The organism is Martelella mangrovi (assembly GCF_040545495.1).
Classification (GTDB): Bacteria; Pseudomonadota; Alphaproteobacteria; order Rhizobiales; family Rhizobiaceae; genus Martelella; species Martelella mangrovi.
In genome coordinates, this window is the sequence record NZ_JBEPLY010000002.1 from 91,154 (window position 1) to 117,999 (window position 26,846).

Sequence of the window (26,846 nt, forward strand, 5' to 3'; positions counted from 1 at the left end):
ATGATCAAGGGGATCAGGACTGATAGCCGCGAAGCACAATGGATCGAAGGACGGAATGGCCGTCCGGCCCGATCCGCCAGAAAAGGAGAATTTAAAATGGGTTTCTTCCGTACCGCTTACAAGAACATCGCCAGCGCCCGTCAGAGCCAGGCCAACCGTTTCGTCAATGCCGAACTTCTGAAGCTCGACGACGAATCCCTGAAGAAGATGGGCAAGTCGCGCGCTGAACTGCGTCGCAACGCCAACAGCTCGATGTTGTTCTAATCGAGACGATTTCCGGCGCTTGCTAAGCGTCGTGCAGACCCCGCAATCTGCTTGAGCGTCCTCCCCGCTCGCGGAGCGCCGCAGGTCAGCAAAACAAGGGCCGTGCCGCAAGGCATGGCCCTTTCTTTTTGTTCACGAGCATTTCAGATTGAAACGCTCTGAGACCCCAAAGGCCTCAATCCATTTCGGGAAACAGCAGTTCGACGATATAGCTCGCGTCAAAACGGGTATCGAGCATGCCGTAGGTCGAACGCCAGCCGGCAGCCAGCCGGGTTTCGAGGAACGCATCGGCAATGCGGCCCGCCCCCAGCCGGTAGAGTTCGGCGGCGCCGGCGGCCAGCGCCAGTTGCTCGATGAAAATCCGTGCGGCACTCTCATGGCTCTTGCACAGCGCCATGGCGGCCCGCAGAAGTTCGACGATCTTGGGCCCGGACGCGCCGAGATCGCGCGCAATCACCTGAAACACGGCCTCGAACAGGTCGCTGCCATGTTCGACAACGCGCCTGAGATCGAGCGCCATCATGTTACCCGCGCCGTCATGCATGGCCAGGCCCGGCGCATCGCGATAATGACGCGCAATCGGGCGGTCTTCGACAAAACCGTTGCCGCCCATGGCCTCCATCGCTTCGGCCACCACGGCAGGGGCGATCTTGGTGGTCCAGTATTTGGCGACCGGGGTCATCACCCTCGCATAGGCCGCCTCTTCGGCGCTGTCGCGTGCCCGGTCGAAGCTTTCGGCAAGCCGGAAGCAGAGCGCGCCCGCCGCCGCCACATCCAGCGCCAGATCGGCCAGCACACGCATCATCAGCGGTTGGCTGGCCAGCGCACGACCGCCGACATTGCGGCCGCGTGTGGCATGAGCGGCTTCGGCCAAAGCAGCGCGCATCAGCCCCGAGGCCATCACCGCACTGTCGAGCCGCATCAGGGTCAGCATGTCGAGAACGGTCCTGAGGCCTGCATCCGGCGCGCCGAGCAGAAAACCGAAAGCATCGGAAAATTCGACCTCGGCCACCGCATTCGAACGCAGCCCGAGCTTGTCTTTCAGCCGCTGATAGCGCAGCGCATTGGTCCGCCCCTCATCCAGAAGCCGCGGCACCAGAAAGCAGCCCGGCTTGCCGTCGACATCGGCGAGCATGATGAAGGCATCGCTCATCGGTGCCGAGACGAACCATTTATGGCCTGACAGGCGATAAACGCCCTCGCTGACGCGCACCGCCTTCGTGGCAAGCCCGCGCATATCGCTGCCGGCCTGTTTTTCGGTGATGGCCAGCCCGATGGTCGCAGCCGTCTTCTGCGCCTGCGGACGGTTGGTCGAATCATATTTGCGCGACAGGATTTTCGGCGCCCATTCCGAACGCAATTGCGGCGTGGCAGCCAGCACGGCCAGCGACGCCGACGTGGATGAAAGCGGCTCAAGATGACCACATTCAAGCTGGGCGGTCAGGAACAGACGCACGGCTCTCAGCTTATGCGCCTTCGATTTCGAATCGGCATCGCGCGGCGGCTCCCACAGCGAAGAATGCAGCCCCGAGGACATCGACCGGCGCAGCAGCGCGTGCCAGGCCGGATGGAAGGAAACCGTGTCCAGACGCTCTCCGGCAGGTCCGTGGGTTTTCAGCTGCGGCGCGCTGGCATTGGCCATCTGCGCCAGTTCCTGCGCTTCCGGCGAGGTCACGTAACGTCCGATCGTGTCGAACTCCTCACGCAGCGGTCGCGCCAGATTGCGCGTCAGATCGCCCAAAAGCGGATCGGAATGAAAGGCGTTGTACCCGCTCCACGGCTTTGGCTGGTTCAACGTCCTGAAAACATCATTATCGGTCATCGCCGTTTACGCACTTCTCTTTGAAGACAGATCACCGAGTTGGCACGCTTCGATATGATCTGTCAAAGCTTGCAGCCAGGCCGGTGAGCCATTATAGACGCCAAGACTTCAAGCGATAGACCGCACGGCCTCATACGGAGGAAAGCTTCAATGGTCTTCTTTCCCCACCGCCACCTGATCGGCATCAAGGGCCTTTCGCCCGTCGATATAGGAACACTGCTCGACAAGGCCGAAGAGGCCATAGCATTCAATCGTTCCCGCGAAAAGAAAAACAGCGTTTTGCGCGGGCTTACCCAGATCAACCTGTTCTTCGAGGCCTCGACCCGGACACAGGCGTCGTTCGAACTGGCCGGCAAACGGCTGGGCGCCGATGTGATGAACATGTCGGTCGGCAATTCATCAGTGAAAAAAGGCGAAACCCTGATCGACACGGCGATGACGCTGAACGCCATGCACCCGGATGTGCTGGTGATCCGCCATGTCTCCGCCGGCGCGGCGGCGCTCCTGTCGCAGAAGGTGGCCTGCTCGGTGATCAATGCCGGCGACGGTGCGCATGAGCACCCGACCCAGGCGCTGCTCGACGCGCTCACCATCCGGCAGGCGAAGGGCCGGCTCGACAATATCGTGGTTGCGATCTGCGGCGACATCCTGCATTCGCGCGTTGCCCGTTCCAACATCATTCTGCTCAACACCATGGGCGCGCGCGTGCGCGTGGTCGGCCCGGCAACACTGCTGCCGGCCGGCATCCGCGACATGAGCGTCGAGGTCTTCGACAATATGGAAGACGGGCTGAAGGACGCCGACGTGGTGATGATGCTGCGGCTGCAGCGTGAGCGCATGTCCGGCGCCTTCGTGCCCTCGATCCGGGAATATTTCCGTTTCTGGGGCCTTGATCATGAAAAACTCAAGGCCGCCAAGGACGACGCGCTGGTGATGCATCCCGGCCCGATGAACCGGGGCGTGGAAATCGCCACCGATGTCGCCGATGGCCCGCAAAGCGTTATCGAACAACAGGTGGAAATGGGGGTGGCCGTGCGCATGGCCGTCATGGAGACGCTGATGCTTTCGGACAATGGAGGAGCACGCGTATGAAACCGCTCGTTCTGAATAACGCCCGCATCATCGACCCCTCCCGCGACCTCGATGAAACCGGCACGATCATCGTCGAAGACGGACGCATTGTTGCCGCCGGACGCGATGCTGCCAATCAGGGAACGCCGGAGGGCGCCGAGATTGTCGATTGCCGCGGACTGGTAGCAGCGCCCGGTCTTGTCGATGCCCATGTCTTTGTCGGCGAGCCCGGCGCCGAACACACCGAAACCATCCATTCGGCAAGCCTTGCGGCGGCTGCCGGCGGCATCACCTCGTTTGTGATGATGCCCGACACCAACCCGCCGATTGACGATGTCGCGCTGCTGGAATTCGTGCTGAAAACCGCCCGCGACAATGCCGTGGTCAATATCTTCCCCGCTGCCGCCCTTACCAAGGGGCTTGCCGGCCTGGAAATGACCGAAATCGGCCTGTTGAAGGGTGAAGGCGCGGTGGCCTTTGCCAATGGCCGCTATTCGCTTTCCGACAACCGGGTTCTGCGCCGGGCGATGACCTATGCGCGCGCCTTCGATGCGGTGGTCTCGCTGGAACCACGCGACCGCTATCTGAGCGAAACCGGCGTGATGAACGAGGGGCTTTTTGCAAGCTGGCTCGGCCTTTCCGGCATTCCGCGCGAGGCGGAAATCATTCCGCTGGAACGCGATCTGAGGCTCGCAGCCCTCACTGGCGCGCGCTACCACGCCGCCCTGATCTCGGTGCCCGAATCGGTCGAGGCAATCCGGGTTGCCCGCGAACGCGGCGCGTTTGTGTCGAGCGGCATTTCGATCAACAATCTGACGCTCAACGAAAACGACATCGGCGAATACCGCACCTTCTTCAAGCTGACGCCACCGCTGCGCCACGAGGAAGACCGGCTGCAGATGGTCGAGGCGCTGAAGAACGGGCTGATCGATATCATCGTCTCATCGCATGACCCGCAGGATGTCGACACCAAGCGCCTGCCGTTCTCCGATGCCGAAGACGGTGCCATCGGTCTTGAAACCATGCTGTCGGCCGCGCTTCGCCTTCATCACTCCGGCGAAGTGCCGCTGATGCGCCTGATCGATGCGATGTCGACCCGCCCGGCACGCGTGTTCGGGCTCGATGCCGGCACGCTGCAACCCGGCGCACGCGCGGATATCACGCTGATCGACCCGGAAGAACCGTGGATCGTCACGCCGGATCGGCTCGTTTCGCTTTCGAAGAACACCACGTTTGAAAACGCCCGCTTCTCCGGTCGCGCCGTGCGCACCTATGTCGGTGGAAACTGCGTCTATCAGGCGAACTAGAGCATTTTCGGTGAGAACCGGATCACCGGAAATGCTCGATCCATTTATTTTTACGCGCGTCCGGACGGAAAACCGGTATCCACTTTTGCCGGACGCGCTGTAGGAGAGGAAACGCGTCGTGGGGGAATTGTTCGCTTTCGCTCTGACACCTGTTCAGGCGCTGATCGTTCTGGTGATCGGCTATTTTCTGGGCTCGCTGCCCTTCGGCTATCTGATCACCCGGTTTTCGGGGCTCGGCGATATCCGCAAGATGGGTTCCGGCAATATCGGCGCGACCAATGTGCTGCGCACCGGCAAGCGCCATCTGGCCGCCCTCACCCTGCTGCTGGATGCGCTGAAGGCGACATTTGCCGTGATCATCTGTGCCAGGCTTTATGGCACGGATGCGGGCCTGCTGGCCGGTGCTGCCGCCTTCATCGGCCATCTGTTTCCCGTCTGGCTCGGCTTCAAGGGCGGCAAGGGCGTTGCCACCTATATCGGCGTGCTGCTCGGCGTCGCCCCTGCCGCCGTGCTGATCTTCGCCTTCGTCTGGCTGCTGATTGCCCGGCTTTCGCGCTATTCGTCCTTGTCGGCGCTGGTGGCCACGCTTGTCATTCCGGTTGCCCTGTGGATAATGGATCAACCACAGGCTTCACTGGTCATGGCCGTTCTGACGATCATTTCATGGTGGCGGCACAAGACCAATATCGAACGCCTGATTGCGGGCACGGAAAGCAGGATCGGAGACAAGGGGTGAAAAACAACGGGCGTCCCGGCGGTCATGAAAGCGCTTCAGCGCAGCGCCGAGACATGGAAGCCATCCGTTGAGCCCCGCCGGCATATCGCTTTCTGAAAGCCAGCGCATAGCCTGGCTCAGACTGATCAGAAGCGACAATGTCGGCCCCGCAACCTTCCGCGAACTCATCAATCACTGCGGCAGTGCAGAAAACGCGCTCGACATGTTGCCCGAACTGGCAAAACGCGGCGGCGCGATGAAGCGCATCCGGGTGGCAAGCCTTGCCGAGGCCGAGGCGGAGATGCAGACGGCGGAACGATATGGCGGACGCTTTGTCGCCATTGGCGAGGCGGATTATCCGCCCGCTCTGCGCGCCATTGACGGCGCGCCGCCGCTTCTGGCGATGTGCGGCAGCGGCGAAACCGCAACCCGGCCGACACTGGGCATTGTCGGCGCCCGCAATGCCTCGGTCGCAGGCGCCAAATTCGCGGCGATGATTGCCACGGCGGCAGCCGGTGCGGGCTATACCATTGCCTCGGGTCTTGCACGCGGCATCGACGCGGCCGCCCATCATGCAAGCCTGAAGCATGGCACGCTTGCCGCCCTCGCCGGCGGTCTTGATCACATCTATCCGAGCGAAAATACCGATCTCTACCGCCGGATCTGCGCCGAAGGCGGCGTTGCCATCAGCGAGATGCCCTATGGCTGGGAACCGCGCGCCCGCGATTTTCCCCGGCGCAACCGGCTGATTGCGGGCTGCTCGCTTGCCGTCGTCGTGGTCGAGGCGGCGATGCGGTCCGGTTCTCTCATCACTGCGCGGCTTGCCAATGAAAGTGGCCGGCTGGTGCTCGCCGTTCCGGGATCTCCGCTCGATCCCCGCGCCCAGGGCTGCAATGGCCTGATCAAGCAAGGGGCGATGATCATCTGCTCGCCTGATGATGTCCTGGAGGCGCTTGCGCCTCTGGCAAACATGGAACTGCCATTTTCCGGCAATGCCGACGAGGAAAACGAACCGGAGAGCGGGCCGCCTGCCGAACCCGGCGAAGACGACCGCCTGCGCATTGCCGAGGCGCTTGGCCCCAGCCCCTGCGAAATCGACGATCTGATCCGGTTCACCGGCGTGGAAGCGGCAACCGTTCAGCTTATCCTGCTCGAACTGGACCTCGCCGGACGCCTTGTGCGCCATCCGGGCGGGCGGATTTCATTGAGTTGAGCGACTGGCAAATCAGACCGGCCCGGCACGGCGAGGGCGAAAAATAGTTGAAACCATAAAACGCAGCGCTCATTCGGACCGGGGGTCCGATATCAGTAGAGACTGAAGTTCACCCGCTTCGAGATACGCCATATCGATCAGATAGCAAAGCATTTCAGCGCCCTCCTTGTCCGAAAGGCGTCGAAGCTGACCAAGGATCTGTTTTATATAGATAACACCCTCTTCAGTCAGCGTTTCAGAATTGTCATTTTCCGGCATTTTCACTGTCATGCATTCACCTGTTTACTGGCGCTGCTGCGGCAGAACATGTACTCCCCTGCTTACCCTAGAATACCGTCTGAGAGACACATTGCAATTGTCAAAAGTATTCGCTTTTAGTTGTATTTGATTGTATTCGGCGAAAAATCCGCGCCGGGACTTGACCGGGCGGCAAACCCTGTCCATTTCGGAAACCTTGGGAACCGGAGAAATGTCGGGTTTGCACTGCCCCCCTCTTTCAGGGTAAAGGCTGTGTTGATCGAGCCAGCGAAAACGCGAATGGCGGTTGGGCTGTGAATATCAACATACCTCTTCGCATCAGCGCCTTCCCGGCACAGACGGTGCGGCACAATGCCGACCGCGCTTCCGGTTCCGGCCTTCATATGCGGTGAACGGTCCGGCTGGCGCCGGAACCAATATCACCAGAACCGAATGCGCCGACATGATAGCCGGCAGCGCCTGACACGGCACAACGAGAATTGAGACGGAACACATGGACGTAGTCGTCGTAGAGTCCCCTGCAAAGGCAAAGACAATCAACAAATACCTCGGCAAGGACTACAAGGTTCTGGCATCCTTCGGCCATGTGCGCGACCTGCCGCCGAAGGATGGCTCGGTGCTGCCTGACGACGATTTCGCCATGTCCTGGAAGGTCGACACGGCATCGGCCAAGCGGGTGAAGGACATTGCCGACGCGGTGAAGAGTGCCGACGGCCTGATCCTCGCAACCGACCCGGACAGGGAAGGTGAAGCGATCTCGTGGCATGTGCTCGATCTTCTGCAGAAGAAGAAGGTGCTGAAGGACAAGCCGGTCAAGCGCGTGGTCTTCAACGCCATCACCAAGAAGGCCGTGCTCGACGCCATGGCCCATCCGCGCGATATCGACGAGGCGCTGGTGAATGCCTATCTCGCCCGCCGCGCACTCGACTATCTCGTCGGCTTCAACCTGTCGCCGGTTCTGTGGCGCAAGCTGCCGGGGGCGCGTTCGGCCGGCCGGGTTCAGTCCGTGGCGCTGCGCATTGTCTGCGACCGCGAAACCGAAATCGAACGCTTTATTCCGGAAGAATACTGGAACATCGTCGCCGACCTGAAGACCGAGCGCGGCGATGCCTTCGAGGCCCGCCTCGTCAAGGCCGACGGCAAGCGCGTCCAGAAGAACTCCATCAAGGACGGCGATCATGCCGGCCGCATCAAGGAGCTTCTCGAAGGCGCGACCTATTCGGTTGCAAGCGTCGAGGCCAAGCCGGTGCGCCGCAATCCCGGCCCGCCCTTTACCACCTCGACCCTGCAGCAGGCGGCCTCGTCGCGCCTCGGTTTTTCCGCATCGCGCACCATGCAGGTGGCGCAGCGGCTTTATGAAGGCGTCGACATCGGCGGCGAAACGGCCGGTCTGATCACCTATATGCGTACCGACGGCGTCTCCATGGCGCCGGAAGCGGTCACCGCCGCGCGTGACGCGATCGGCGACCAGTTCGGCCAGCGCTACCTGCCGGAAAGCGCGCGGCATTATTCGGTGAAGGCCAAGAACGCGCAGGAAGCGCATGAGGCCATCCGCCCGACCGATTTCACCCGCACACCGCAGTCAGTGAAGAAATATCTCGATAGCGACCAGTTCCGCCTTTACGACCTCGTCTGGAAGCGCGGCATTGCCAGCCAGATGGCATCGGCGGAAATGGAACGCACGACCGCCGAAATCACCGCTGCGAAAGGCGGCGACAGCGCCGGTCTGCGCGCCGTTGGCACAGTGGTAAAATTCGACGGTTTCCTGAAGGCCTATGCCGACAACCGCGAGGAAAAGCAGCCCTCCGACGAGGATGACGATGATGGTCGTCTGCCCGAGATCAATCAGGGCGAAAGCGCCGCCAAGGAAAAGATCCGCGCCACCCAGCATTTCACCGAGCCGCCGCCGCGCTATTCGGAAGCCTCGCTGATCAAGAAGCTTGAAGAACTGGGCATCGGCCGCCCGTCGACCTATGCCTCGACGCTGGCGACACTGCGCGACCGCGAATACATCACCATCGAAAACCGCAAGCTGACGCCCGAGGCCAAGGGTCGGCTGGTGACGGCCTTCCTCGAAAACTTCTTCAACCGCTATGTGGAATATGATTTCACGGCCGACCTTGAGGAAAAGCTCGACAAGATTTCCGACGGTTCGCTGGAGTGGAAGCAGGTCCTGCGCGATTTCTGGAAGGACTTTTTCGCGCAAGTCGAAGACACCAAGGAACTGCGCGTCACCAATGTGCTTGATGCGCTGAACGAAGCGCTGGCGCCGCTGGTCTTCCCCAAGCGCGAAGACGGCTCCGACCCGCGCATCTGCCAGGTCTGCGGTACCGGCAAGCTGTCGCTGAAGCTCGGCAAATACGGCGCCTTCGTCGGCTGTTCCAACTATCCGGAATGCAACTACACCCGCCAGCTGGGCGCCGATGCGGAGGCCGAAAACGGCATCAATCCGAACGAACCGAACCAGCTCGGCGAAGACCCGGAAACCGGCGAACCGATCACGCTGCGCACTGGCCGTTTCGGCCCTTATGTCCAGCGTGGCGATGGCAAGGAAGCAAAGCGCTGCTCGCTGCCGAAGGGCTGGAAGCCGGAGGATATCGACCTTGAAAAGGCGTTGCAGCTTTTGTCTCTGCCGCGCGAAGTTGGTCCGCATCCGGAAGACGGCAAGATGATCACCGCGGGCCTCGGGCGCTACGGCCCCTTCGTGCTGCATGACGGCACCTATGCCAATGTCGAAAGCATCGACGATGTGTTCTCTGTCGGCGTCAACCGTGCGGTCTCGATCATCGCCGACAAGCGCGCCAATGGCGGCCGCCGCCGTTCCGCACCCGCCGCGCTGAAATCGCTGGGCGATCACCCGGATGGCGGCGAAGTCACCGTCAATGACGGCCGCTACGGACCTTATGTGAAGTGGGGCAAGATCAACGCCACCATCCCGAAGGGCAAGGACCCGCAATCGGTGACCATGGAAGAGGCCATTCCGCTTCTGACCGCCCGCATGGAAAAGACCGGCGCGAAAAAGCCAGCCAAGAAGAAGGCCCCGGCCAAGAAACCGGCTGCCAAGAAGGCAACGACCAAGACCGCGGCAGCAAAGAAGACCACCACGAAGAAAACAGCCTCTGCAAAGAAAAAGGCTGAGGCTGAAAGCGACAACAGTTGAGCCAGAAACCGCGTCCCCGCACGAAGGACACTAGCACGCCGAAACCCGATGCACCGATCATCCAGGGCGCTGTGCCGCCGCGCGATGTTCTGTTGAAGTTCATCGCCGACAATCCCGAGCGCGCATCGAAACGCGAGGTTGCCAAGGCTTTCGGCATCAAGGGTGCGGCGCGCGTCGAGCTGAAGGACCTCTTGCGCGACCTTGAGGACGAGGGCCTGCTGCAGAAAAAGCGCAAGAGCCTTGTGCGACCGGGTGCACTGCCGCCGGTCACCGTGCTCGACATCACCACCCGCGACAAGGACGGCGAACTGATCGGCCGCCCTGCCGAATGGCCGGAGATGGAAGGGGCGGCACCTGCCGTGCTGATCCGCCAGTCCGGCGGCGGCAAGAACAACAAACGCAAGGTCGCCACTGCCGGTCTCGGCGACCGTATCGTCGCCAAGATATTCCCGTCGAAATCGGATACCGGCCCGGCCTATACCGCCCGCATCATCAAGGTGATCGACAAGCGCAAGCAGGCCGCGCTGGGCGTGGTGAAGCTGCTCGACGACGGCACGGCGCGGCTGATGCCGATCGAGCGCCGCGACAATGAAATGATTCTCGATGAGCTTGCCGGCGCGAAAGACGGCGATCTGGTCGAAGTCGACGTCAAACGGTCGGGCCGCCATGGCCTGCCGCGCGGCGAAGTGCTGTCCGTCGTCGGTTCGCTGACCTCGGAAAAGGCCGTGTCGATGATCGCCATCCACGCCCACGGCATTCCGCACATCTTTCCGAAAGAGGCGCTCGATGCGGCGGACGCGGCCAGGCCCGCCACCATGTCGCACCGCGAGGACTGGCGCGACCTGCCGCTGGTCACCATCGACCCGGCCGACGCCAAGGACCATGACGACGCCGTTTTCGCCGAGCTCGACACGCGGCCGGAAAACGAGGGCGGCGTGATCGTCACCGTCGCAATCGCCGACGTCTCTTATTACGTCCGCACCAAATCGGCGCTCGACCGCGAAGCGATGAAGCGCGGCAATTCGGTCTATTTCCCGGACCGCGTGGTGCCGATGCTGCCGGAGCGGATTTCCAACGATCTCTGCTCGCTGCGCGAGGGCGAGGATCGACCCGCACTTGCCGTGCGCATGGTGTTCTCGAAGGAAGGCCGCAAGGCATCGCACACCTTCCACCGCATCATGATGAAGAGCGCTGCCAAGCTCTCCTACCAACAGGCACAGGCGGCCATAGAGGGCAAGACGGACGACAAGACCGGCCCGCTGCTGGAACCCGTCCTGAAGCCACTGTGGACCGCTTACGAGACCATGAAGCGTGGCCGCGACCGTCGCCAGCCGCTGGAACTCGACATGCCCGAGCGCCGCATCCTGCTGAAGGAAGACGGCACGGTCGACAAGGTGGTGGTGCCGCCGCGGCTCGATGCGCACAAGCTCATCGAGGAGATGATGATCCAGGCCAATGTCGCCGCCGCCGAAACGCTGGAGACCAAACGCCAGAAGCTGATCTACCGCACCCATGACGCGCCATCGCTTGCCAAGCAGGAATCCTTACGCGAATTCCTCGCCACGCTTTCGATCCCGCTGGCCAAGGGCGGCAACCTGCGCGCCAATTCCTTCAACGGCATCCTCTCCAAGGCGGATAATTCGCCGCACAAGGATCTGGTCAACCAGATGGTGCTGCGCGCCCAGAGCCAGGCGGTCTATTCGCCCGAAAACATCGGCCATTTCGGCCTCAACCTGATGAAATACGCGCATTTCACCTCGCCGATCCGCCGCTATGCCGACCTGATCGTCCATCGCGCGCTGGTGGCTTCACTGCATCTGGGCGAAGGCGGGCTGACGGCGGAGGAAGAAGCCCAGCTTGACGATATCGCCGCCGAAATCTCCACCTTCGAGCGCCGCGCCATGGCCGCCGAACGCGAGACCGTCGACCGGCTGATTGCCCATCATCTGGCCGGCCGCATCGGCGAAAGCTTCGACGGCCGCGTGGCAGGCGTCACCCGCTCCGGGCTGTTCATCGCGCTGCCGGAGTACGGCGCCGATGGCTTCATCCCCGCCTCCACGCTTGGCGCGGACTATTACGTCCACGATGAAGTGCGCCAGTCGCTGGTCGGAGAGCGCACCGGGCTTGGCTATCAGCTTGGCGACGATGTCGAGGTGCAGCTTGTCGAGGCGATCCCGCTGGCCGGCGCGATCCGCTTTGAAATGCTGAGCGCCCCGCGCAAGATGCCGACGGCCACCCGCTCCTATCACAAGTCGAAAACCGGCCGCCCGATGCGCGGCGGCGGCGCCGGACGGCGCTCCGCACGCGGCAGGCGGTGATTGCATTCAAACCGAATGTCTGACTAAATCGCCTCCGGGAGGCCACATGTCCGAGCAGGCGAAAGACAATCACCAGGTTTACGGCGACAGCCCGCAAGGCGAACGCCGGTTGATGCCGGCCATCGTCAACGGGCTCAAATGCCGCTGCCCGTCCTGTGGCGAAGGCAAGCTGTTTTTCAAATACCTGAAAAGCGTGGAGGTCTGCGACCGCTGCGGCACCGAAATCCACCATCACCGCGCCGATGACCTGCCCGCCTATCTGGTGATTCTCGTCCTCGGCCATTTCATGGTCGGCGGCTACATGACGGGTGCGGAACTCTTCGACCTGCCCGACTGGGTCCATCTCGCCATCTGGGTACCGCTCACAGCCCTCACCGCCTTCCTGATCATCCAACCCATGAAAGGCGCCGTCATCGGCCTGCAATGGGCGCTGAAGATGCACGGGTTTGATGGCAAGGGGAAGGAAGAAGCCGTGGATTATTCGGAAGGGGGCTGATTCCTGAGGCGATGAAAGACCTGACGGGAATTGCATCAGAAAATTTGCCTTCGGAAGCCGTTTTCCTGCCGGCATTCGTCCGGCCTGACGAAGAGGCGGCTTTGGTTCATGCGCTTGATGCGCTGAACTGGAGTGTCGAACTCAAACGCCGCGTACAGCATTTTGGTTATCGTTATGATTATCGTGCGCGCACGGTCACATCCGATGCCTATATCGGCCCCCTGCCACCATGGCTGGAAAAGCTTGGAAGCCGACTGCACGCCGCCGGATTCTTTGAAACGCCGCCCGATCAGGTCATTGCAAACGAATATCTGCCGGGTCAGGGAATCAGCGCGCATGTCGACTGCCCGCCTTGTTTCGGCGACACAATCGTTTCCGTCAGCCTGCTTTCACAATGCGAGATGATCTTCCGTCAACAGCATGGCAATGAACGGTGCTCGCTCATTCTTGAGCCCCGCTCTGCTCTGGTTCTCCGCGGTCCGGCCCGCTACGACTGGTCGCATGAGATTCCCGCACGCAAAAGCGATCTGATTGGCGGCGCAAGAATAGCCAGAGAGCGCAGGATTTCGCTCACCTTTCGCAAGGTTATCCATACAGGGTCAGCTTGAAAGCAAAGTTCGCGGTCTGACCGGCTGGGTCCTTCTCACCGCCTTCCTGATCATCCAACCCATGAAAGGCGCCGTCATCGGTCTGCAATGGGCGCTGAAAATGCACGGCTTCGATGGCAAGGGGAAGGAAGAAGCGGTGGATTATTCCGAGCGGTGAACGCTCATCTTTGCGAAAAGGCTGGCGATCTGCACCCGGCAGCGCCTTATCCCTCCGACATCTTCATCACCACGATCCCCGAGATGATCAGCACCGCTGCGATCAGCCTTCCGGGCGTTACCGCCTCGCCAAGAACGGCCACGCCGACGGCAAAGGCGCCGATGGCACCGATGCCGGTCCAGATCGTGTAGGCCGTGCCGAGCGGAAGCGTGCGCATGGAGAGCGAGAGCAGAATGAAGCTGGCCGCGGCAGCGAGGAAGGTGACGAGCGTGGGGGTGAGAAGGGTAAAGCCCGCCGACTTTTTCATGGAAAAGGCCCAGACGACTTCGAGAACACCGGCGATTGCGAGAATGAACCAGGCCATGACGGGTCCACCTTCTTTGATCAAGAGTGGCCGGGCCGTCCCGGATGGATATCGAAAGGCACGGGTCGTCCCGCGCCGGCGATGATCTAGAGCATTTCAGCCTGAAAGGGAAGCGTTCTGCGGAAAGGTCGGGCTTCAGTCGGCAAGGCAGACCTTGTGCTTGCCGGTGCGCTTGGCCGTGTAGAGGGCAGCATCGGCGCGGGCGTAAAGTTCGGACTGGTCTTCGTCGCAAATCGCAGGCGCAATACCGGCGGAGAAGGAATAGCGAAATTCCGGATGCATCGGCAAGGGCCTGTGCGTGCTCACCTCCCGCAGCATTGCCTCGACCACGCCCATCGCCGCCAGTGGCGTCATGCGCGGCAGGACAAGGCCGAACTCCTCACCGCCGAGCCGGCCGAAGCAATCGGTGCGGCGAACACTCGCCGAAATCTTCTGGGCGAAGTCGATCAGAAGCTGATCGCCGACGGAATGGCCAAAGCGATCGTTGATCTGCTTGAAATTATCGACATCGAGAATGGCGAAACAACCGGTCGGCGTTTGAGGCGATCCGCCCGCGCGCGTCATCATCTCGGAAAGACGCTCCATCACAAAGCGGCGATTGGCGATGCCGGTCAGGTCATCGGTCAGCGAGGTCCTGAGCGCGAGGTCGCGCTCCTGGCGCAGGCTCCGCCCCTGGGTGCGCAGTTCGGTGATATCGTTGGCAAGACACATCATCCAGCCATCCTCGTCCACCGTTTCGGTCATCCAAAGCCAGCGACCGTCATGGACATCGGTCTCGAAAGCCCGAAACGGCACCTTGCCGCGCCGCGACAGCGTGCCCTTGAGCCATAATTCGAAATCGGGGCTGGAAATCACCGTGCCGCGCCGGGCGTGGAAATTACGGCGCATCAATGTCGGCCAGTCCGGATATTCATCCGGCCCGACGAAGAACACCTCCCTGTAGTGCCGGTTTGCCAGGACCAGCCGGTCGTGCTCGTCAAAGACGGCGAAAAACGCGTCAGCAATCTCCATAAGGCGGAGAAACTTTTCCAGCTTACCGTCCATGTCTGTAACGCACACCCTGTTCGAGACAGCCTTACCGGTGTGGAACCGGCCACAGATCTATACCTAGCGTCTCGGTGTTTGGCGCGCCACCGCCGGAAACGTGTATTGGCGGGCAGCGCCAGGCTTGCTCACGGACAGGGTGAGAAACAAGTCAGCCGATATAGCCAACATGGCTTTGACCGGATTGCGTTCAGATCAATTCACGCCCACCCAGACCACATGTTTGCGCCCGCGCTTCTTCGCATTGGCGCGCACCGAAACCGCTTCGGTGGCAAAGCCGCTTTTCTTCATCCGGGCCGTAAACCTGTCGTCAGGGTGTGCTGACCAGACGGCAAGCACGCCGGCCTTCTTCAACGCTGCTTTCGAGGCGGCAAGGCCGGAGAGGCTGTAGAGCTGGTCGTTGGATGAGCGGGTCAGCCCATCGGGGCCATTGTCGACGTCGAGCAGGATGGCGTCGAAGGCGCCCTTGGAGCGGGCAATCAGCGCGGTGACATCACCGGTGACAACCTCCACGCGCGGATCATCGAGCGCACCCTTGAAGACATCGGCCATTGGCCCCCTCGCCCAGGCCACGACGGCGGGCACCAACTCGGCCACAATAATGCGCGCATCCGCCGGCAACACCGCAAGGGCAGCGCGCAGGGTGAACCCCATGCCAAGCCCGCCAATCAGCACAGCCGGGGCCTTGCGGCCGGCAATTCGTTCGGCCGCCAGTTCGGCCAGCGCCTCTTCCGAGCCGTAAAGGCGGCTGTTCATCAGTTCGTTGGAACCGAGCATGATGGAAAATTCGGCTCCGCGCTGTTTCAGCCGCAATGTCGCCGCCTCGCCCGGAATTGAGGCGCTGTCGAGTTCGATCCATGGAATCATCGGCTTTTCCGTCCGTTCGTCTTCACCCGCTTCATAACGCATTCAGCCATTTCGCCAAGCCATCGGCCTGCAAGAGACCTGAAACAGGTGCAAAACCAAGCCAGGGAATGTGTCCCGGCGGCCATTTTCGCGGCAACAGAAACCCGTCCATACGCCCAAAATGCCACCCGGCAGGCCGGCAACAGCCAAAGACGCGCATTTCCGGCACGCTTCTCCTTGACTTTTGCTTCCAGATTCGTAGTGTCCGGCCAGATTTTGCCGCGGACGGTTAACCGGCCCGGCGGGAATGTGAGGCGTCCCGAGCGGGCGCTTCCTGATTTTTAGGAAAAATTCCGGGCGTACCGGTTCCGCTTTTCCCTTGTCGGAGGCGGATTGCTCTTGAAGGCGGAATAAAATGGCAAAGGCAACAACGATCAAGATCAAGCTTCTGTCGACGGCAGACACCGGCTTTTTCTACGTTACCAAGAAGAACAGCCGCACGATGACGGAAAAGATGGTCAAGACCAAATATGATCCGATCGCGCGCAAGCACGTCGAATTCAAGGAAGCCAAGATCAAGTAAGATCAGGCACATCCTGTTTATGTGAAAAGGCCCGGCTCTTTGGAACCGGGCTTTTTTGTTATGCGCCGGCGCGTTTCAGCAGACGGCGACAGACATTTCGAACATTCAGAAGCGCTGCCCTATTTAGCACGGCCCGAAATCGCCGCGGCGCAGACATATTCAGCGCGGCTATCGCTGGCGGAAACCGAATGAAACAGGTTTACCCGAAGACGATGAGCGGAACACTTTCCGGTCCAGGGGCCTGGCGGCGAGGTAAAGCCACCGTCATTCAGTCTCGCCACCTTTCGATCGATCAGCGATTTCGCCCTGCTGTCCTGCCTCTACCTTGGCAGCAGCCTGCTTTTCCCGCGCCTTTTCCGCCTTGCGCTCGGCTTTCCGGCGGCGGCGCTCCCGCCGGGCAAGATCGAGCGCCACAAGCCTTGCCCTGGCGCCGGCAGCCATCCGCCCGACGAAAATGCGGCCGCGATCGACCTCGCGCAGCTCCTGGGCATAAGCGACCGCAAGTGCATTGCGATAGCTTTCGAGCCCTTCGCTGTAGGTGGCTTCGAGACGCCGCATGACCGAGACCCAGACGGGGGAGACCAGCAGCGAAATCGCCGTCATCGCAATCACGAGACGATAAAGGTCTTCGCCAAGCGCGCCGGCGGCAAGGCCGGCCGCGGCCAGTACAAAGGAAAATTCGCCAACCTGCGCCATCGACAGCCCGGCAATCAGCGCGGTCTGTGCCGAAGAGCCGGTCCAGCGCAAAAACATCACGTTGAGCACCGACTTGGCGGCAACGACACCGATGGCCGCCAGCAGAACGGTCAAAAGATTGTCCCAGATAAAGCCGAGATCGATCAAAAGGCCGATGGACAGGAAGAAGATCACCAGCAGCACGCTCTGGATCGGCTCGACGACGGGAATAATGCGGCTTCGAAGGGTGGAATTGCCCACGCAGATGCCGGCAATAAAGGCGCCGTAGGCCGGCGAAAGACCGGCCACGCCCGATATGGCGGCCGCCGAAAAGCAGAGCGCCAGCGCGCCGAGCGCCAGAAGCTCGACCTTGTCCTCCACCTTTTCCGCATAGGGAATCCTGAGCTTTCCGAACCGTCCGAAATACCACAGAAACCCCGCCATGATGCCGACGGCGACCACGACGCGGACCGTGGTCGACACCACGTCGAAGCCCTGGCCGCCAAAGCTCGACGCAAAAATCAACATCGGCACCACCGCAATATCCTGGGCGATCAGAACACCAACGGCGATGCGCCCGGCATCGCCCCTGAGCGCGCCCATTTCATCCAGCATCTTCATCGCCACCACGGTCGAGGACATTGCAATGACGAAGCTGAGAATCACGATTTCGCGGGTGGTGGCATCAAGCAGGGCACCGATGACCACAGCCAGAAGCGCCGCACTTGCCAATTGCCCGACGACAACGAGCAATGCTTGCCTGAGCGAAACAACGAAGGCCTTGATCGACAATTCCATGCCGATGAAGAACAGCAGCACGACAACGCCCATTTCTCCGAGAAAGGCGACGCTGTCATTATTGGCGATCAGCCCCATGCCGGTGGGGCCGAGCAGAATGCCCGCGAGAATGAAGCCGACGAGCGGCGGCTGCCGCAGCCACAGGAAACCAAGGCCGGCCAACGCCGCAACCGCGATAACCAGCGCAACGGCGGCGAAATCACCGCCATGCGAGCTTCCCTGCGCAACCGCCTCATGAACAATCTGTTCCATCTGCGCCCTTTCCTTCCAGTCGCCGCAAAGACTGTTTCAACTCAGTCCCTTGTCCACAGAATAAGGATCATCGCATCAAAAGCTCAACCAAACCCTTCCAAAACGGCCGCCCTGTGCGGGATGTATCGTTTCCCAATAAAATTCAGAGACTTGACGGATAGCATTTCAACATCCCGCAACCGCTGGCACAGTTGCGGCAAGGAAGGCCGCCGGGCCTTGAGGGATGGAGGTATTGCGCAGCGCAGCAACGATTTCTCTTTGCCAGCCGTGAAATTCGTCATATATTGTTAACGATAAATGGAGGAGACGACATGAGTTTATCACGTTCCCTGCATACCCTTCTGATCGGAGCAGCATTCGTTTTCGTAACGGTTATGCTCTTCGTCTAAACCAGACAGAGGCGCCCGGACGCTATCTTTGCCAAGGCATTGCCGGAGGGAACCGGCTGCCATAGTTTTGCGTTGTTATGGTCCTATATGCGGTTTGCGCGTGACAGGGGCATCATGATGGTGCGGTCATCGCAAAACGGCTTGTTTCCGTTTCCTGTTGTGGAGACGGATGTGAGACCAATTGGCACGGAGAACACCATGTTTGAACACAAGACTTCCCCGAGCGACCTGCTCGACCGCCTGCGTTTTTCTCAGCAGACACCTGTGGAACGCGCAGGATCAGTGGTGCGCGGTGAGGTCAATGCCCTGAGCAAAACCGCCCGGCAACATCCCGCAGCAAGCGGATCGGCCCTCGCGCTGGTCGGGCTTGTGGCCTTCGGTCTCGGCTTTCTGGCCGGCAATGCCAGCAGCGAGGCACCGGCCTCGCGCAAGCGGATTTTCCGCAGCAGACGCAGAACCGGCAAGCCTTTCTCCAGCAAGCGCAGTTCGTTCTTTTTCGATCGCAAACGCTGAAGCCGCGCTGGCGTGAATGAGCGGGCGATGTGAAAACCTCGCGTCACCGCTCAGGCGCAATGCGGGCGGCGAAACCGGTCCGGTCTGCGTGTTACTGCCAGTGTTCGTCGATCCAGGGGGTCGAACGGACATGTTTGTAAATCCGTTTCCACGGCGCGTTCACCGGCCATTTGCCGATGGCCGCCTCGTCGGGATCCGGTTTTCCGGTGAAGGCGACGATCCTGGTATTATCCGGCAGCGGCGGCGTTCGGAAGAAATTCAGCGGCCAGGCGGGAAGCAGCGTGTGTTTGAAACTGACACACCACTCGCGCGGCCAGAAAGCCATTTCATCGACAACATCGGAAATATAGACCTGTTCGATCCCGTATTTTTTCCGGATTGCGATGCCGTTCTTTTCGAAATCATCGAAAATATGGGTATTTTTTCCCACATGCCAGCGGAAGACAGAGGTGTTGCCGATCCCCTGCCCCAGCTGCGTCCAGTTTTCGCAGACGCAAAACGTACCGGGACGAAAATCGAATATTGCATCGAGATCGCCGGTAATTACGATATCAAGGTCGAGAAACAGGACGTCGCCGGCGAGATCGGCAAGCGGCGCCTGCCAGAGCGAAAGCTTGCGCCAAGGCGTGAAGGCAATGTCATCTTCAATCCGGATCGAGGGCAGCGGGAACGTGTCCACTTCCGCGTCAACTTCCGTCGCGTCGTCAGTAAAGCAGACCAGACGGGTCGGCCGTTTCGTATGGCGCTTTATCATCGACCAGAGCCGGTTCACATAAAGTGCGGGATAGCGCGTTCCCCATTTCATACATACGATGGTCTGCAACAGGCTTGATCCTATCAAATTCTGCGGAACATCGATTGCCCGGTTGAGGGTGGCCACGGCCGGACACTCGAATGCCAACGTTTCCTACGGCGATTATCCGTCTCTTTGTCTATGAATTAAGCTGCGGCAAGCGCAACTCCATCGGAGGGCGATAATATGAAAAACTGAACACAAGCGTCCATTACATCAATTCGTAAATTCTGAAAAAGAACTTTTTAATTAAAAGCACGTAATGGTGGAAAAAACGGTTCATCGCCTCATCCACCACGCCCCACACGGCGAAAAGATACCCTGATGCCGTTTTCCGGTCTATACCGAAACCCTGTAAAAGGCATGACAGGCCGGGGCTTTATCACATCATCGCATCGCCTGCCTGCACAATCTCCGGGGAAATAACCATGACAGACCGATCACCGCGCATTCTGCAGCTTCTTCCCGCACTTGGCGATGGCGGGGTTGAACGCGGAACGCTGGAGATGGCGGCTTATCTTTCCCGAAAGGGCATAAAACATTATGTGGCAAGCGCGGGCGGGCCTTTGCTGGCGCCGCTGACGGAAACCGGCGCCCATCACTTCGATCTGGCGGTCGGGCGGAAATCGCCGTTTGCCATCAATGCCAATGCCAGCCGGCTGGCGCGGCTGATCGATGAACACGAAATCGACATCGTGCATGCCCGCAGCCGTGCACCGGCCTGGGTTGGCTGGCTTGCCGCGGCGCGGGCCAAGCGAAAACCACACTTCCTGACGACGTTTCACGGCGTCTACAGCCACGGCAACCGTTTCAAGCGCGCCTATGCCGGCGTGATGCTGAAGGGGCCGCTGGTGGTGGCCAATTCGGCCTTTATCCGCGATCACATCATCGCGGTCTACGGTTTTCCGGCAGACAGGATCATCGTGGCGCCGCGCGGCGTGGACACCGCCGTTTTTGATCCCGACGCGATCACGGCCGATGAAATCGCCCAGGTGCGGTCCGAACTTGGCGCGCAAACCGGTGAGCCTCTGATCGCAATTGTCGGGCGCATCACCGACTGGAAGGGGCACCGCTATCTTGTCGAAGCCCTCGCCCTTGCCAGGAACAAAGATTTCCATCTGGCAATCATCGGCTCGGGAAGCGCAAGCGTGATTGCCGAACTGGAGGCGCTGATTGCCGAACAGGGTCTTGCCGACCGGGTGACGATCACCGGCAGCCGCCGTGACATTCCCGCCGTAATGGCCGCCGCCGATATTGCTGTTTCCGCCTCCACACGACCGGAGGCTTTCGGCAGGGTCTCGATCGAGGCGCAGGTGATGGCGACACCGGTGATTGCCACCGGCCATGGCGGCAGCCTTGAAACGGTGATTGACGGCAAGACCGGCTATCTCGTTCCGCCGGCAAGCGCAAAGGGCTTTGCCGATGCGATCGACATCGCCCTTTCAGACCGTGAGGCGCTGGCGGCGATGGGCCGCACCGCGCGTGCCCATGTGCTTGCCAATTTCACGGTTGAAACCATGCTCGAAAAGGAATTTTCCGCCTATGAAAGGCTGCTTGCGGAAGACAGATAGCCGCCGTCAGATGGCGACCAGCCCTTCCTTCTTCACCTGCCGGATGGTCAGCATGGTGCGGACCGTGTCGACATGCATGTTGGTGGTCAGCACCTCGATCACGAAATCCTGAAACTGCATCAGGTTTTCCGAAACGCAATGCAGCAGGAAATCGGTCTCCCCGGAGGTCATCCATGCCTGGCGCACAATCGGCCAGTCTTCGGTCGCCGTGGAAAACGCCTTCAGTTCGGCCTCGGACTGGTGCTTCAGCCCGACCATGCAAAAGGCAACGAGATCATAGCCCAGCCGCGGCGCGTTCAGCATGGCGTTATAGCCTTCGATAATGCCGGCTTCCTCAAGCCGGCGCACCCGCCTGAGGCAGGGCGGCGCGGAAATGCCGACCCGCTCGGCCAGTTCGACATTGGTCATCCGGCCGTCGCGCTGCAGCTCGCGCAGGATCTTGAGATCGACGGAATCGAGGTCGGCGCGCATAGATTTCTCCTGAAGCGGATTCGGGACGCGTTTGGGGCTCAGAGCGAGCAATATTATTACAACACTCCGCAGGAATCTTTCAACAGACGGAAATGGTCTGTTGGTAGCTATCCCATGGCCTTGAAACTGACGCCCGTCCAGCCATAAATGAGCCAGAACACTGAATTGCGCCGGCGCGCCATCATTTCCCGCTTGCCGGGATGCGCTGAAAGGATTTGATATGCCAGACCATCACACACAGGTTCTGATCATCGGTTCCGGCCCGGCCGGCTATACCGCCGCGATCTATGCCGCACGCGCGATGATGAAGCCGGTGCTGATTGCCGGCCTTGAACAGGGCGGCCAGCTGACGATCACCACCGATGTCGAAAATTATCCCGGTTTTGCCGATCCGATCCAGGGCCCCTGGCTGATGGAACAGATGCTGGCCCAGGCGGAAAATGTCGGCACTGAAATCGTCAACGATCTGGTCTCCAGCCTCGACCTGAGCAAGCGTCCGTTCACGGCGACCACCGATTCGGGCGAAGTCTGGACCGCAGATACGGTGATTCTCGCCACCGGCGCGCAGGCCAAGTGGCTCGGCCTTGAAAGCGAACAGACTTTCAACGGCGGCGGCGTTTCCGCCTGCGCCACCTGCGACGGCTTCTTCTACCGGGGCAAGGATGTGATCGTGGTCGGCGGCGGCAACTCCGCTGTCGAAGAGGCGCTCTACCTTGCCAATATCGCCAAGACCGTGACCCTGGTGCACCGGCGCGACGAATTCCGCGCGGAAAAGATCCTGCAGCAGCGGCTGTTCGCGCTGGATAACGTCAAGGTCATCTGGAACCACGCTGTCGAGGAAATTGTCGGCACCAGCGCCGTACCGCCGCTGCCGCCGTCCGTCACCGGCGTGCGCCTGAAAGACGTCAGGTCCGGCGAAAAGACCACGGTTGACGCCGACGGCGTTTTCATCGCCATCGGGCACGCGCCGCAGGTCGATCTGATCCGCGATCAGCTCAAGCTGAAACCGAACGGTTATCTTTGGACCGAGCCGGGCACGACGAAAACCAGCATCGAGGGCGTTTACGGCGCAGGCGATGTGACGGATGACAATTACCGGCAGGCCGTGACAGCGGCGGGCATGGGATGTATGGCCGCACTTGAAGCGGAACGCTTCCTGACCGAGCAGAAAACCGGTACACTGGCTGCCGCGGAGTAAAGTTAATGAAAAGCACGAGCATGCCTCTGGATTGGGACAAGCTGCGCATCTTCCATGCGGCAGCAGAGGCGGGCTCGTTCACCCATGCGGCAGACAAGCTCCATCTGTCCCAGTCGGCCATCAGCCGTCAGGTCAGCGCCCTTGAACAGGATGTCGGGGTGAAGCTGTTTCATCGTCATGCCCGTGGCCTGATTCTGACCGAACAGGGCGAACTGCTTTACCGCACGGCCCATGACGTGCTGCTGAAGCTGGAGGGCGTGCGCTCGCGGCTGACGGAAACCAAGGAAAAGCCGTCCGGCAAGCTCAGGGTGACGACCACTGTCGGTCTTGGCCAGGGCTGGCTGACCGACAAGGTCCAGGAATTCCTGCAGCTTTATCCCGACATGCAAATCCAGCTGATCCTCGACAATGAGGAGCTGGACGTGAACATGCGCCATGCCGATTGCGCGATCCGCCTGCGCCAACCGCAACAGCCGGACCTGATCCAACGCAAGCTGTTTACGGTGCACATGCATGTCTATGCCTCGCCGTCCTACATCAACCGCCATGGCGAACCGCAATCGATCGAGGACCTCGACAATCACCGAATCATTACCTTCGGTGAACCGGCGCCGGCCTATCTTCTCGATGTGAACTGGCTGGAAATCGCCGGGCGTTCGTCGGATAATCCGCGTCCGGCGCATCTGCAGATCAATTCGCTGACCTCGATCAAGCGGGCCGCCCTGCTGGGAATCGGCATTGTCATGCTGCCGGACTATATCGTCGGGCGCGATCCCGGCCTGCTGCAGCTCGTCACCCACGCGGACGTTCCCAGCTTCGACACCTATTTCTGCTATCCCGACGAGCTGAAAAACTCGGCCAAGCTGAAAGTGTTCCGCGACTTCATCGTTACCAAGTCGCGCAACTGGAGCTTCTAGAGCCCTGCTCCGGGACCAAGCGATTCGTCTCCGACAGCCGAAACTTTCTCCACTTCCGATCAGCCATAGCTGCGTCGGTCGGCCGTGACGGATGCGTCCTTCGCGTGCACAACCTTCAGGCACCGCGTAGAAATAGCCAAAACAAGCCTATTTTTTATGCCGTTTTTGAAATTGCTTTGTATTAGTCAATTTTGGCTGCAAATTTCACTTCCTGCATGGCAGCCATGCAGAAAATCGCCTTGTGAAATGCCTAATTCAGGGGCATATCGCACACAGCTGATGCAGTTGGTGCCCAATTTCTCCCTGGTGCACCGCAACAGCTGTTCCCCTCTGGAGGTTTTGAGAGACCTTCTAACTCAAAGGGCCCCGTTTTTCGGTGGCCCTCTTTTTTTGCCTGCAGATCTTTGATCTTTTTTTTCGCATTCGGCGATGAAAACTATTGCAACGCGCACAAAAAAGAACCATATCCAGAATTAGCTGATGCGTACGGCGTGACTGTTGAGTCTCGCTGCAGCAGCTGTTCCCCTCTGGAGGTTTTACCTTCACACCTAACAGGGCCCCTTTTTTGGAGGCCCTTTTTTTTGCCTTGCATCAGGCCGGGAACCGGCAGCATGCGACAGGCATTGCTCTTCGTATACGTTTTCTTGTCGTTTTGTACTTTAGAACTCAGAGACCTTCCGGCGAGGACTGCGGAGGGTTTGGCGGGCCGTTCCGGCGCAATTGCGAAATTGCGTAAATATCCGGCGCAGGTTACACACAGACAGGTTCGAGGTTTCGTGGCCCGAGACGAAGAGGAATTGCATGGCCAATCTTTTTGACCCCATCACGATCGGCGACGTCACACTCGAAAACCGGATCATCATGGCGCCGCTGATGCGCAACCGGTCCCCGGAAGCCGTTCCCAACGAACTGAATGTCGAATACTACCGGCAGCGCGCCACGGCAGGCCTGATCATTTCCGAGGCCACGGCGGTTACCGAACAGGGTCAGGGCTACTCAAACGCGCCGGGCATCTACAGCGATGCCGCCATAGAGGGCTGGCGCCATGTGACAACGGCGGTCCACGAAACCGGCGGCAAGATCTTCTGTCAGCTCGTGCATGTCGGCCGGGTTTCCCACAAATCCTTGCAGCCGTTCGGTGATCCGCCCGTCGCGCCGTCGGCCATACAGGCCCGGGCAAAATCCTTCGTCGTCTATTCCGACGGCACCACCGATTTCATCGAAACCTCTATGCCGCGTCAACTCAAGCCCTATGAGATCTCCGGCATCATCGAGGACTATCGAAGAGCCGCCGCCCGCGCCATGGAGGCCGGCTTTGACGGTATCGAGATCCACGGCGCCAACGGCTATCTGGTCGACCAGTTTCTGCGCTCAAGCAGCAATCAGCGCACCGATCTTTACGGCGGGCCGCTGGAAAACCGCGCCCGCTTCATGTTCGATATCGTCGGCTGTATCTCGCGCGAGATCGGGCCCGGACGCACGGCCATCCGGTTGTCGCCGGTGGCACCGTCCAACGACATGCACGATGACCGGCCGCAGGCGCTGTTCAATTATATCGCAAGCCAGCTGAGCGCCTATGACCTCGCCTACGTTCACATCGTAGAGGGAGCGACAGGCGGGGACCGCAATTACCAGCAGGGCCCGGAGCCATTCAACTACGAGGAAATGCGCGAGACCTATTACCGGACCGACGGTTCCGGCGCATGGATGGTCAATAACGGCTACGACCGGCAACTGGCCATCGACGCACTGGAAAAGGAGCGCGCCGACCTGATCTGTTTCGGCCGCCCCTTCGTCGCCAATCCCGATCTTGTGCGCCGCCTGCGGATCAATGCGCAGCTTAATGCGTTGGATCAAAGGACACTGTTCGGCGGCGATGCGAAAGGGTACACCGATTACCCCGCGCTCGGCAGCTGACGCCTCGACGCTGTAAAACGGGATCGCTTTGACAATGCTGAAATTTCTGCGCGGTGAAACCCTGCTTCTGCAGGCTGTCCCGGTTGCCCTGCTTGCCTATCTGTTCGAACACGCGATCATGGAAGCTGGACAGGCTTTCGCGCTGCTGGCCGCTGCCGCGCTGATCGTCTCGATTGCCTGCGCCTCGATGCGGGTTGCCCACCATGCCGAAATCCTCGCCGCCAAGGCGGGCGAGCCCTATGGCACGATGATCCTGACGCTCTCGGCTGTCGTGGTCGAGGTCCTGATTCTGGTGGTCATGATGCAGCAGAGCCAGCAGCCGACGCTGGTGCGCGATACGATCTATTCCGCCGTGATGCTCGATATCAACGGCATTCTCGGCCTGGCAGCGCTGCTGGGCGGGCTGAAGCATGGCGAGCAGCCCTATAATGACGATTCAGGCCGCACCTATGCGGTGATGATCCTGACGGCCATGGGCATATCGATGATCGTGCCCGATTTCGTGCCCCAGGCAAGCTGGCACTATTATTCCGCCTTCACCATCATCGCCATGCTGGCGCTCTACGCGGTGTTTTTGAAGATGCAGGTCGGTCAGCACAGCTATTTCTTCTCCTACCGCTACCCGAAGATGCGGGCGGGCGCCGAAAAGAGCGCGGAAGAAGAAGAGCACGGACCGACGGCACTTTCGGTCGGCGTGATCCTTGCCGGCGTGGCACTGATCGGCCTTCTGGCGGAATTCATGTCCGCATTTCTGTCCGACGGGCTTGAGGGCACCGGCGCGCCGCTGGCATTGACGGCCATTCTGGTCGCCAGCATCGCCGCCGGTCCGGAAATCCTGACGGCGCTAAGGGCCGCACTGAAGAACCGGATGCAGGCCGTGGTCAACATCGCACTCGGCGCCTCGCTGTCGACTGTGATCCTGACCGTGCCGGTGGTCGAAGCGATTGCGCTTTTCACCGGCCAGCCCTTCACCATGGCCATGACCCCGGTTCAGATCACCATGGTCGCGATCACACTGGTCGCCGCTGCCATCAATGTCAGTGACGGCGAGACCAATGCCATCGAGGGCATGACCCATTTCGTGCTGTTTGCAACCTTCATCATGCTCTCCTTTCTCGGACTTTGA

Annotated in this window: 24 protein-coding genes and 1 pseudogene; 17 read left to right on the plus strand and 8 right to left on the minus strand. The window is 60.4% G+C overall.

Annotation, left to right across the window (positions count from 1 at the left end; genetic code table 11):
* The first annotated feature begins 96 nt into the window (after positions 1-96).
* Positions 97-264: a hypothetical protein gene (locus tag ABID12_RS02820; RefSeq protein WP_181190649.1), complete on the plus strand. Its 168-nt coding sequence runs from the start codon at positions 97-99 to the stop codon at positions 262-264.
* A 175-nt stretch (positions 265-439) separates the two neighbouring features.
* Here ABID12_RS02820 and ABID12_RS02825 read toward each other — a convergent pair whose 3' ends face one another.
* Positions 440-2,086: an acyl-CoA dehydrogenase family protein gene (locus ABID12_RS02825; RefSeq protein ID WP_354433021.1), complete on the minus strand. Its 1,647-nt coding sequence runs from the start codon at positions 2,084-2,086 to the stop codon at positions 440-442.
* A gap of 150 nt (positions 2,087-2,236) precedes the next feature.
* On the opposite strand from ABID12_RS02825, the gene ABID12_RS02830 reads away from it, so the two are divergent.
* The 4 genes from ABID12_RS02830 (at position 2,237) to dprA (ending at position 6,392) form a co-directional block, all read left to right on the plus strand.
* Positions 2,237-3,178 (plus strand): aspartate carbamoyltransferase catalytic subunit, encoded by a 942-nt coding sequence (locus ABID12_RS02830; protein WP_354433022.1) that lies wholly within the window; start codon positions 2,237-2,239, stop codon positions 3,176-3,178.
* Positions 3,175-4,464: a dihydroorotase gene (locus tag ABID12_RS02835; RefSeq protein ID WP_354433023.1), complete on the plus strand. Its 1,290-nt coding sequence runs from the start codon at positions 3,175-3,177 to the stop codon at positions 4,462-4,464. Before ABID12_RS02830 ends, ABID12_RS02835 begins: the two co-directional genes overlap by 4 nt.
* Before the next feature lie 118 nt (positions 4,465-4,582).
* A complete protein-coding gene (gene plsY / locus ABID12_RS02840) occupies positions 4,583-5,200 on the plus strand; it encodes a glycerol-3-phosphate 1-O-acyltransferase PlsY (RefSeq protein WP_319519429.1) in 618 nt (205 codons plus the stop codon).
* Positions 5,201-5,267: 67 nt separating this feature from the next.
* Complete coding sequence (gene dprA, locus ABID12_RS02845; RefSeq protein ID WP_354433024.1) at positions 5,268-6,392, plus strand: DNA-processing protein DprA; 1,125 nt, start codon at positions 5,268-5,270, stop codon at positions 6,390-6,392.
* 69 nt (positions 6,393-6,461) lie between these two features.
* Here the strand turns inward: dprA and ABID12_RS02850 are convergent, their stop codons facing one another.
* Entirely contained in the window at positions 6,462-6,662 is a 201-nt protein-coding gene (locus ABID12_RS02850; protein ID WP_106301883.1) for a hypothetical protein, read from the minus strand.
* 481 nt (positions 6,663-7,143) lie between these two features.
* On the opposite strand from ABID12_RS02850, the gene topA reads away from it, so the two are divergent.
* The 5 genes and pseudogenes from topA to ABID12_RS20840 form a co-directional block, all read left to right on the plus strand.
* On the plus strand, positions 7,144-9,810 hold the full coding sequence (topA, locus tag ABID12_RS02855; protein ID WP_354433025.1) for a type I DNA topoisomerase: 2,667 nt from the start codon (positions 7,144-7,146) through the stop codon (positions 9,808-9,810).
* A 56-nt stretch (positions 9,811-9,866) separates the two neighbouring features.
* On the plus strand, positions 9,867-12,128 hold the full coding sequence (gene rnr / locus ABID12_RS02860) for a ribonuclease R (protein WP_354433287.1): 2,262 nt from the start codon (positions 9,867-9,869) through the stop codon (positions 12,126-12,128).
* A 46-nt stretch (positions 12,129-12,174) separates the two neighbouring features.
* Positions 12,175-12,624, plus strand: a complete 450-nt coding sequence (locus tag ABID12_RS02865; protein WP_354433026.1) for a DUF983 domain-containing protein — start codon at positions 12,175-12,177, stop codon at positions 12,622-12,624.
* A gap of 11 nt (positions 12,625-12,635) precedes the next feature.
* The gene (locus ABID12_RS02870; RefSeq protein ID WP_354433027.1) at positions 12,636-13,232 is read left to right on the plus strand and encodes an alpha-ketoglutarate-dependent dioxygenase AlkB; all 597 of its coding nucleotides are present in this window, start codon (positions 12,636-12,638) and stop codon (positions 13,230-13,232) included.
* 31 nt (positions 13,233-13,263) lie between these two features.
* A pseudogene (locus ABID12_RS20840) lies at positions 13,264-13,389 on the plus strand (DUF983 domain-containing protein); the annotation flags it as partial.
* 46 nt (positions 13,390-13,435) lie between these two features.
* On the opposite strand, the gene ABID12_RS02875 reads toward ABID12_RS20840, so the two are convergent.
* From ABID12_RS02875 to ABID12_RS02885, 3 genes are all read right to left on the minus strand, one after another.
* The gene (locus ABID12_RS02875; RefSeq protein WP_354433028.1) at positions 13,436-13,753 is read right to left on the minus strand and encodes a DMT family transporter; all 318 of its coding nucleotides are present in this window, start codon (positions 13,751-13,753) and stop codon (positions 13,436-13,438) included.
* Positions 13,754-13,888: 135 nt separating this feature from the next.
* Positions 13,889-14,797, minus strand: a complete 909-nt coding sequence (locus ABID12_RS02880; protein ID WP_435528148.1) for a sensor domain-containing diguanylate cyclase — start codon at positions 14,795-14,797, stop codon at positions 13,889-13,891.
* Positions 14,798-14,992: 195 nt separating this feature from the next.
* Positions 14,993-15,664, minus strand: a complete 672-nt coding sequence (locus ABID12_RS02885) for a spermine/spermidine synthase domain-containing protein (protein WP_354433288.1) — start codon at positions 15,662-15,664, stop codon at positions 14,993-14,995.
* Between the two features lie 394 nt (positions 15,665-16,058).
* On the opposite strand from ABID12_RS02885, the gene rpmG reads away from it, so the two are divergent.
* Complete coding sequence (gene rpmG, locus ABID12_RS02890; RefSeq protein WP_018066542.1) at positions 16,059-16,226, plus strand: 50S ribosomal protein L33; 168 nt, start codon at positions 16,059-16,061, stop codon at positions 16,224-16,226.
* A gap of 264 nt (positions 16,227-16,490) precedes the next feature.
* Here rpmG and ABID12_RS02895 read toward each other — a convergent pair whose 3' ends face one another.
* A complete protein-coding gene (locus tag ABID12_RS02895) occupies positions 16,491-17,951 on the minus strand; it encodes a cation:proton antiporter domain-containing protein (RefSeq protein ID WP_354433030.1) in 1,461 nt (486 codons plus the stop codon).
* 587 nt (positions 17,952-18,538) lie between these two features.
* Between ABID12_RS02895 and ABID12_RS02900 the strand changes: the two genes are divergently transcribed.
* Positions 18,539-18,853 carry a hypothetical protein gene (locus tag ABID12_RS02900; protein ID WP_354433031.1) on the plus strand — a complete coding sequence of 105 codons (315 nt, stop codon included), beginning with the start codon at positions 18,539-18,541 and terminating at the stop codon, positions 18,851-18,853.
* A gap of 91 nt (positions 18,854-18,944) precedes the next feature.
* On the opposite strand, the gene ABID12_RS02905 is transcribed toward ABID12_RS02900, so the two are convergent.
* Positions 18,945-19,658, minus strand: coding sequence for a hypothetical protein (locus ABID12_RS02905; protein WP_181190660.1), 714 nt, complete (start codon positions 19,656-19,658; stop codon positions 18,945-18,947).
* Between the two features lie 416 nt (positions 19,659-20,074).
* Between ABID12_RS02905 and ABID12_RS02910 the strand changes: the two genes are divergently transcribed.
* Entirely contained in the window at positions 20,075-21,217 is a 1,143-nt protein-coding gene (locus tag ABID12_RS02910; RefSeq protein ID WP_354433032.1) for a glycosyltransferase family 4 protein, read from the plus strand.
* Between the two features lie 6 nt (positions 21,218-21,223).
* On the opposite strand, the gene ABID12_RS02915 is transcribed toward ABID12_RS02910, so the two are convergent.
* The gene (locus ABID12_RS02915; protein ID WP_106301919.1) at positions 21,224-21,688 is read right to left on the minus strand and encodes an Lrp/AsnC family transcriptional regulator; all 465 of its coding nucleotides are present in this window, start codon (positions 21,686-21,688) and stop codon (positions 21,224-21,226) included.
* A gap of 220 nt (positions 21,689-21,908) precedes the next feature.
* Between ABID12_RS02915 and trxB the strand changes: the two genes are divergently transcribed.
* From trxB to ABID12_RS02935, 4 genes are all read left to right on the plus strand, one after another.
* Positions 21,909-22,886, plus strand: a complete 978-nt coding sequence (gene trxB, locus ABID12_RS02920) for a thioredoxin-disulfide reductase (RefSeq protein ID WP_354433033.1) — start codon at positions 21,909-21,911, stop codon at positions 22,884-22,886.
* 20 nt (positions 22,887-22,906) lie between these two features.
* A complete protein-coding gene (locus ABID12_RS02925) occupies positions 22,907-23,803 on the plus strand; it encodes a LysR family transcriptional regulator VtlR (RefSeq protein ID WP_106301925.1) in 897 nt (298 codons plus the stop codon).
* An 801-nt stretch (positions 23,804-24,604) separates the two neighbouring features.
* A complete protein-coding gene (locus ABID12_RS02930) occupies positions 24,605-25,720 on the plus strand; it encodes an alkene reductase (protein WP_354433034.1) in 1,116 nt (371 codons plus the stop codon).
* 34 nt (positions 25,721-25,754) lie between these two features.
* Positions 25,755-26,846: a calcium:cation antiporter gene (locus ABID12_RS02935; protein ID WP_354433035.1), complete on the plus strand. Its 1,092-nt coding sequence runs from the start codon at positions 25,755-25,757 to the stop codon at positions 26,844-26,846.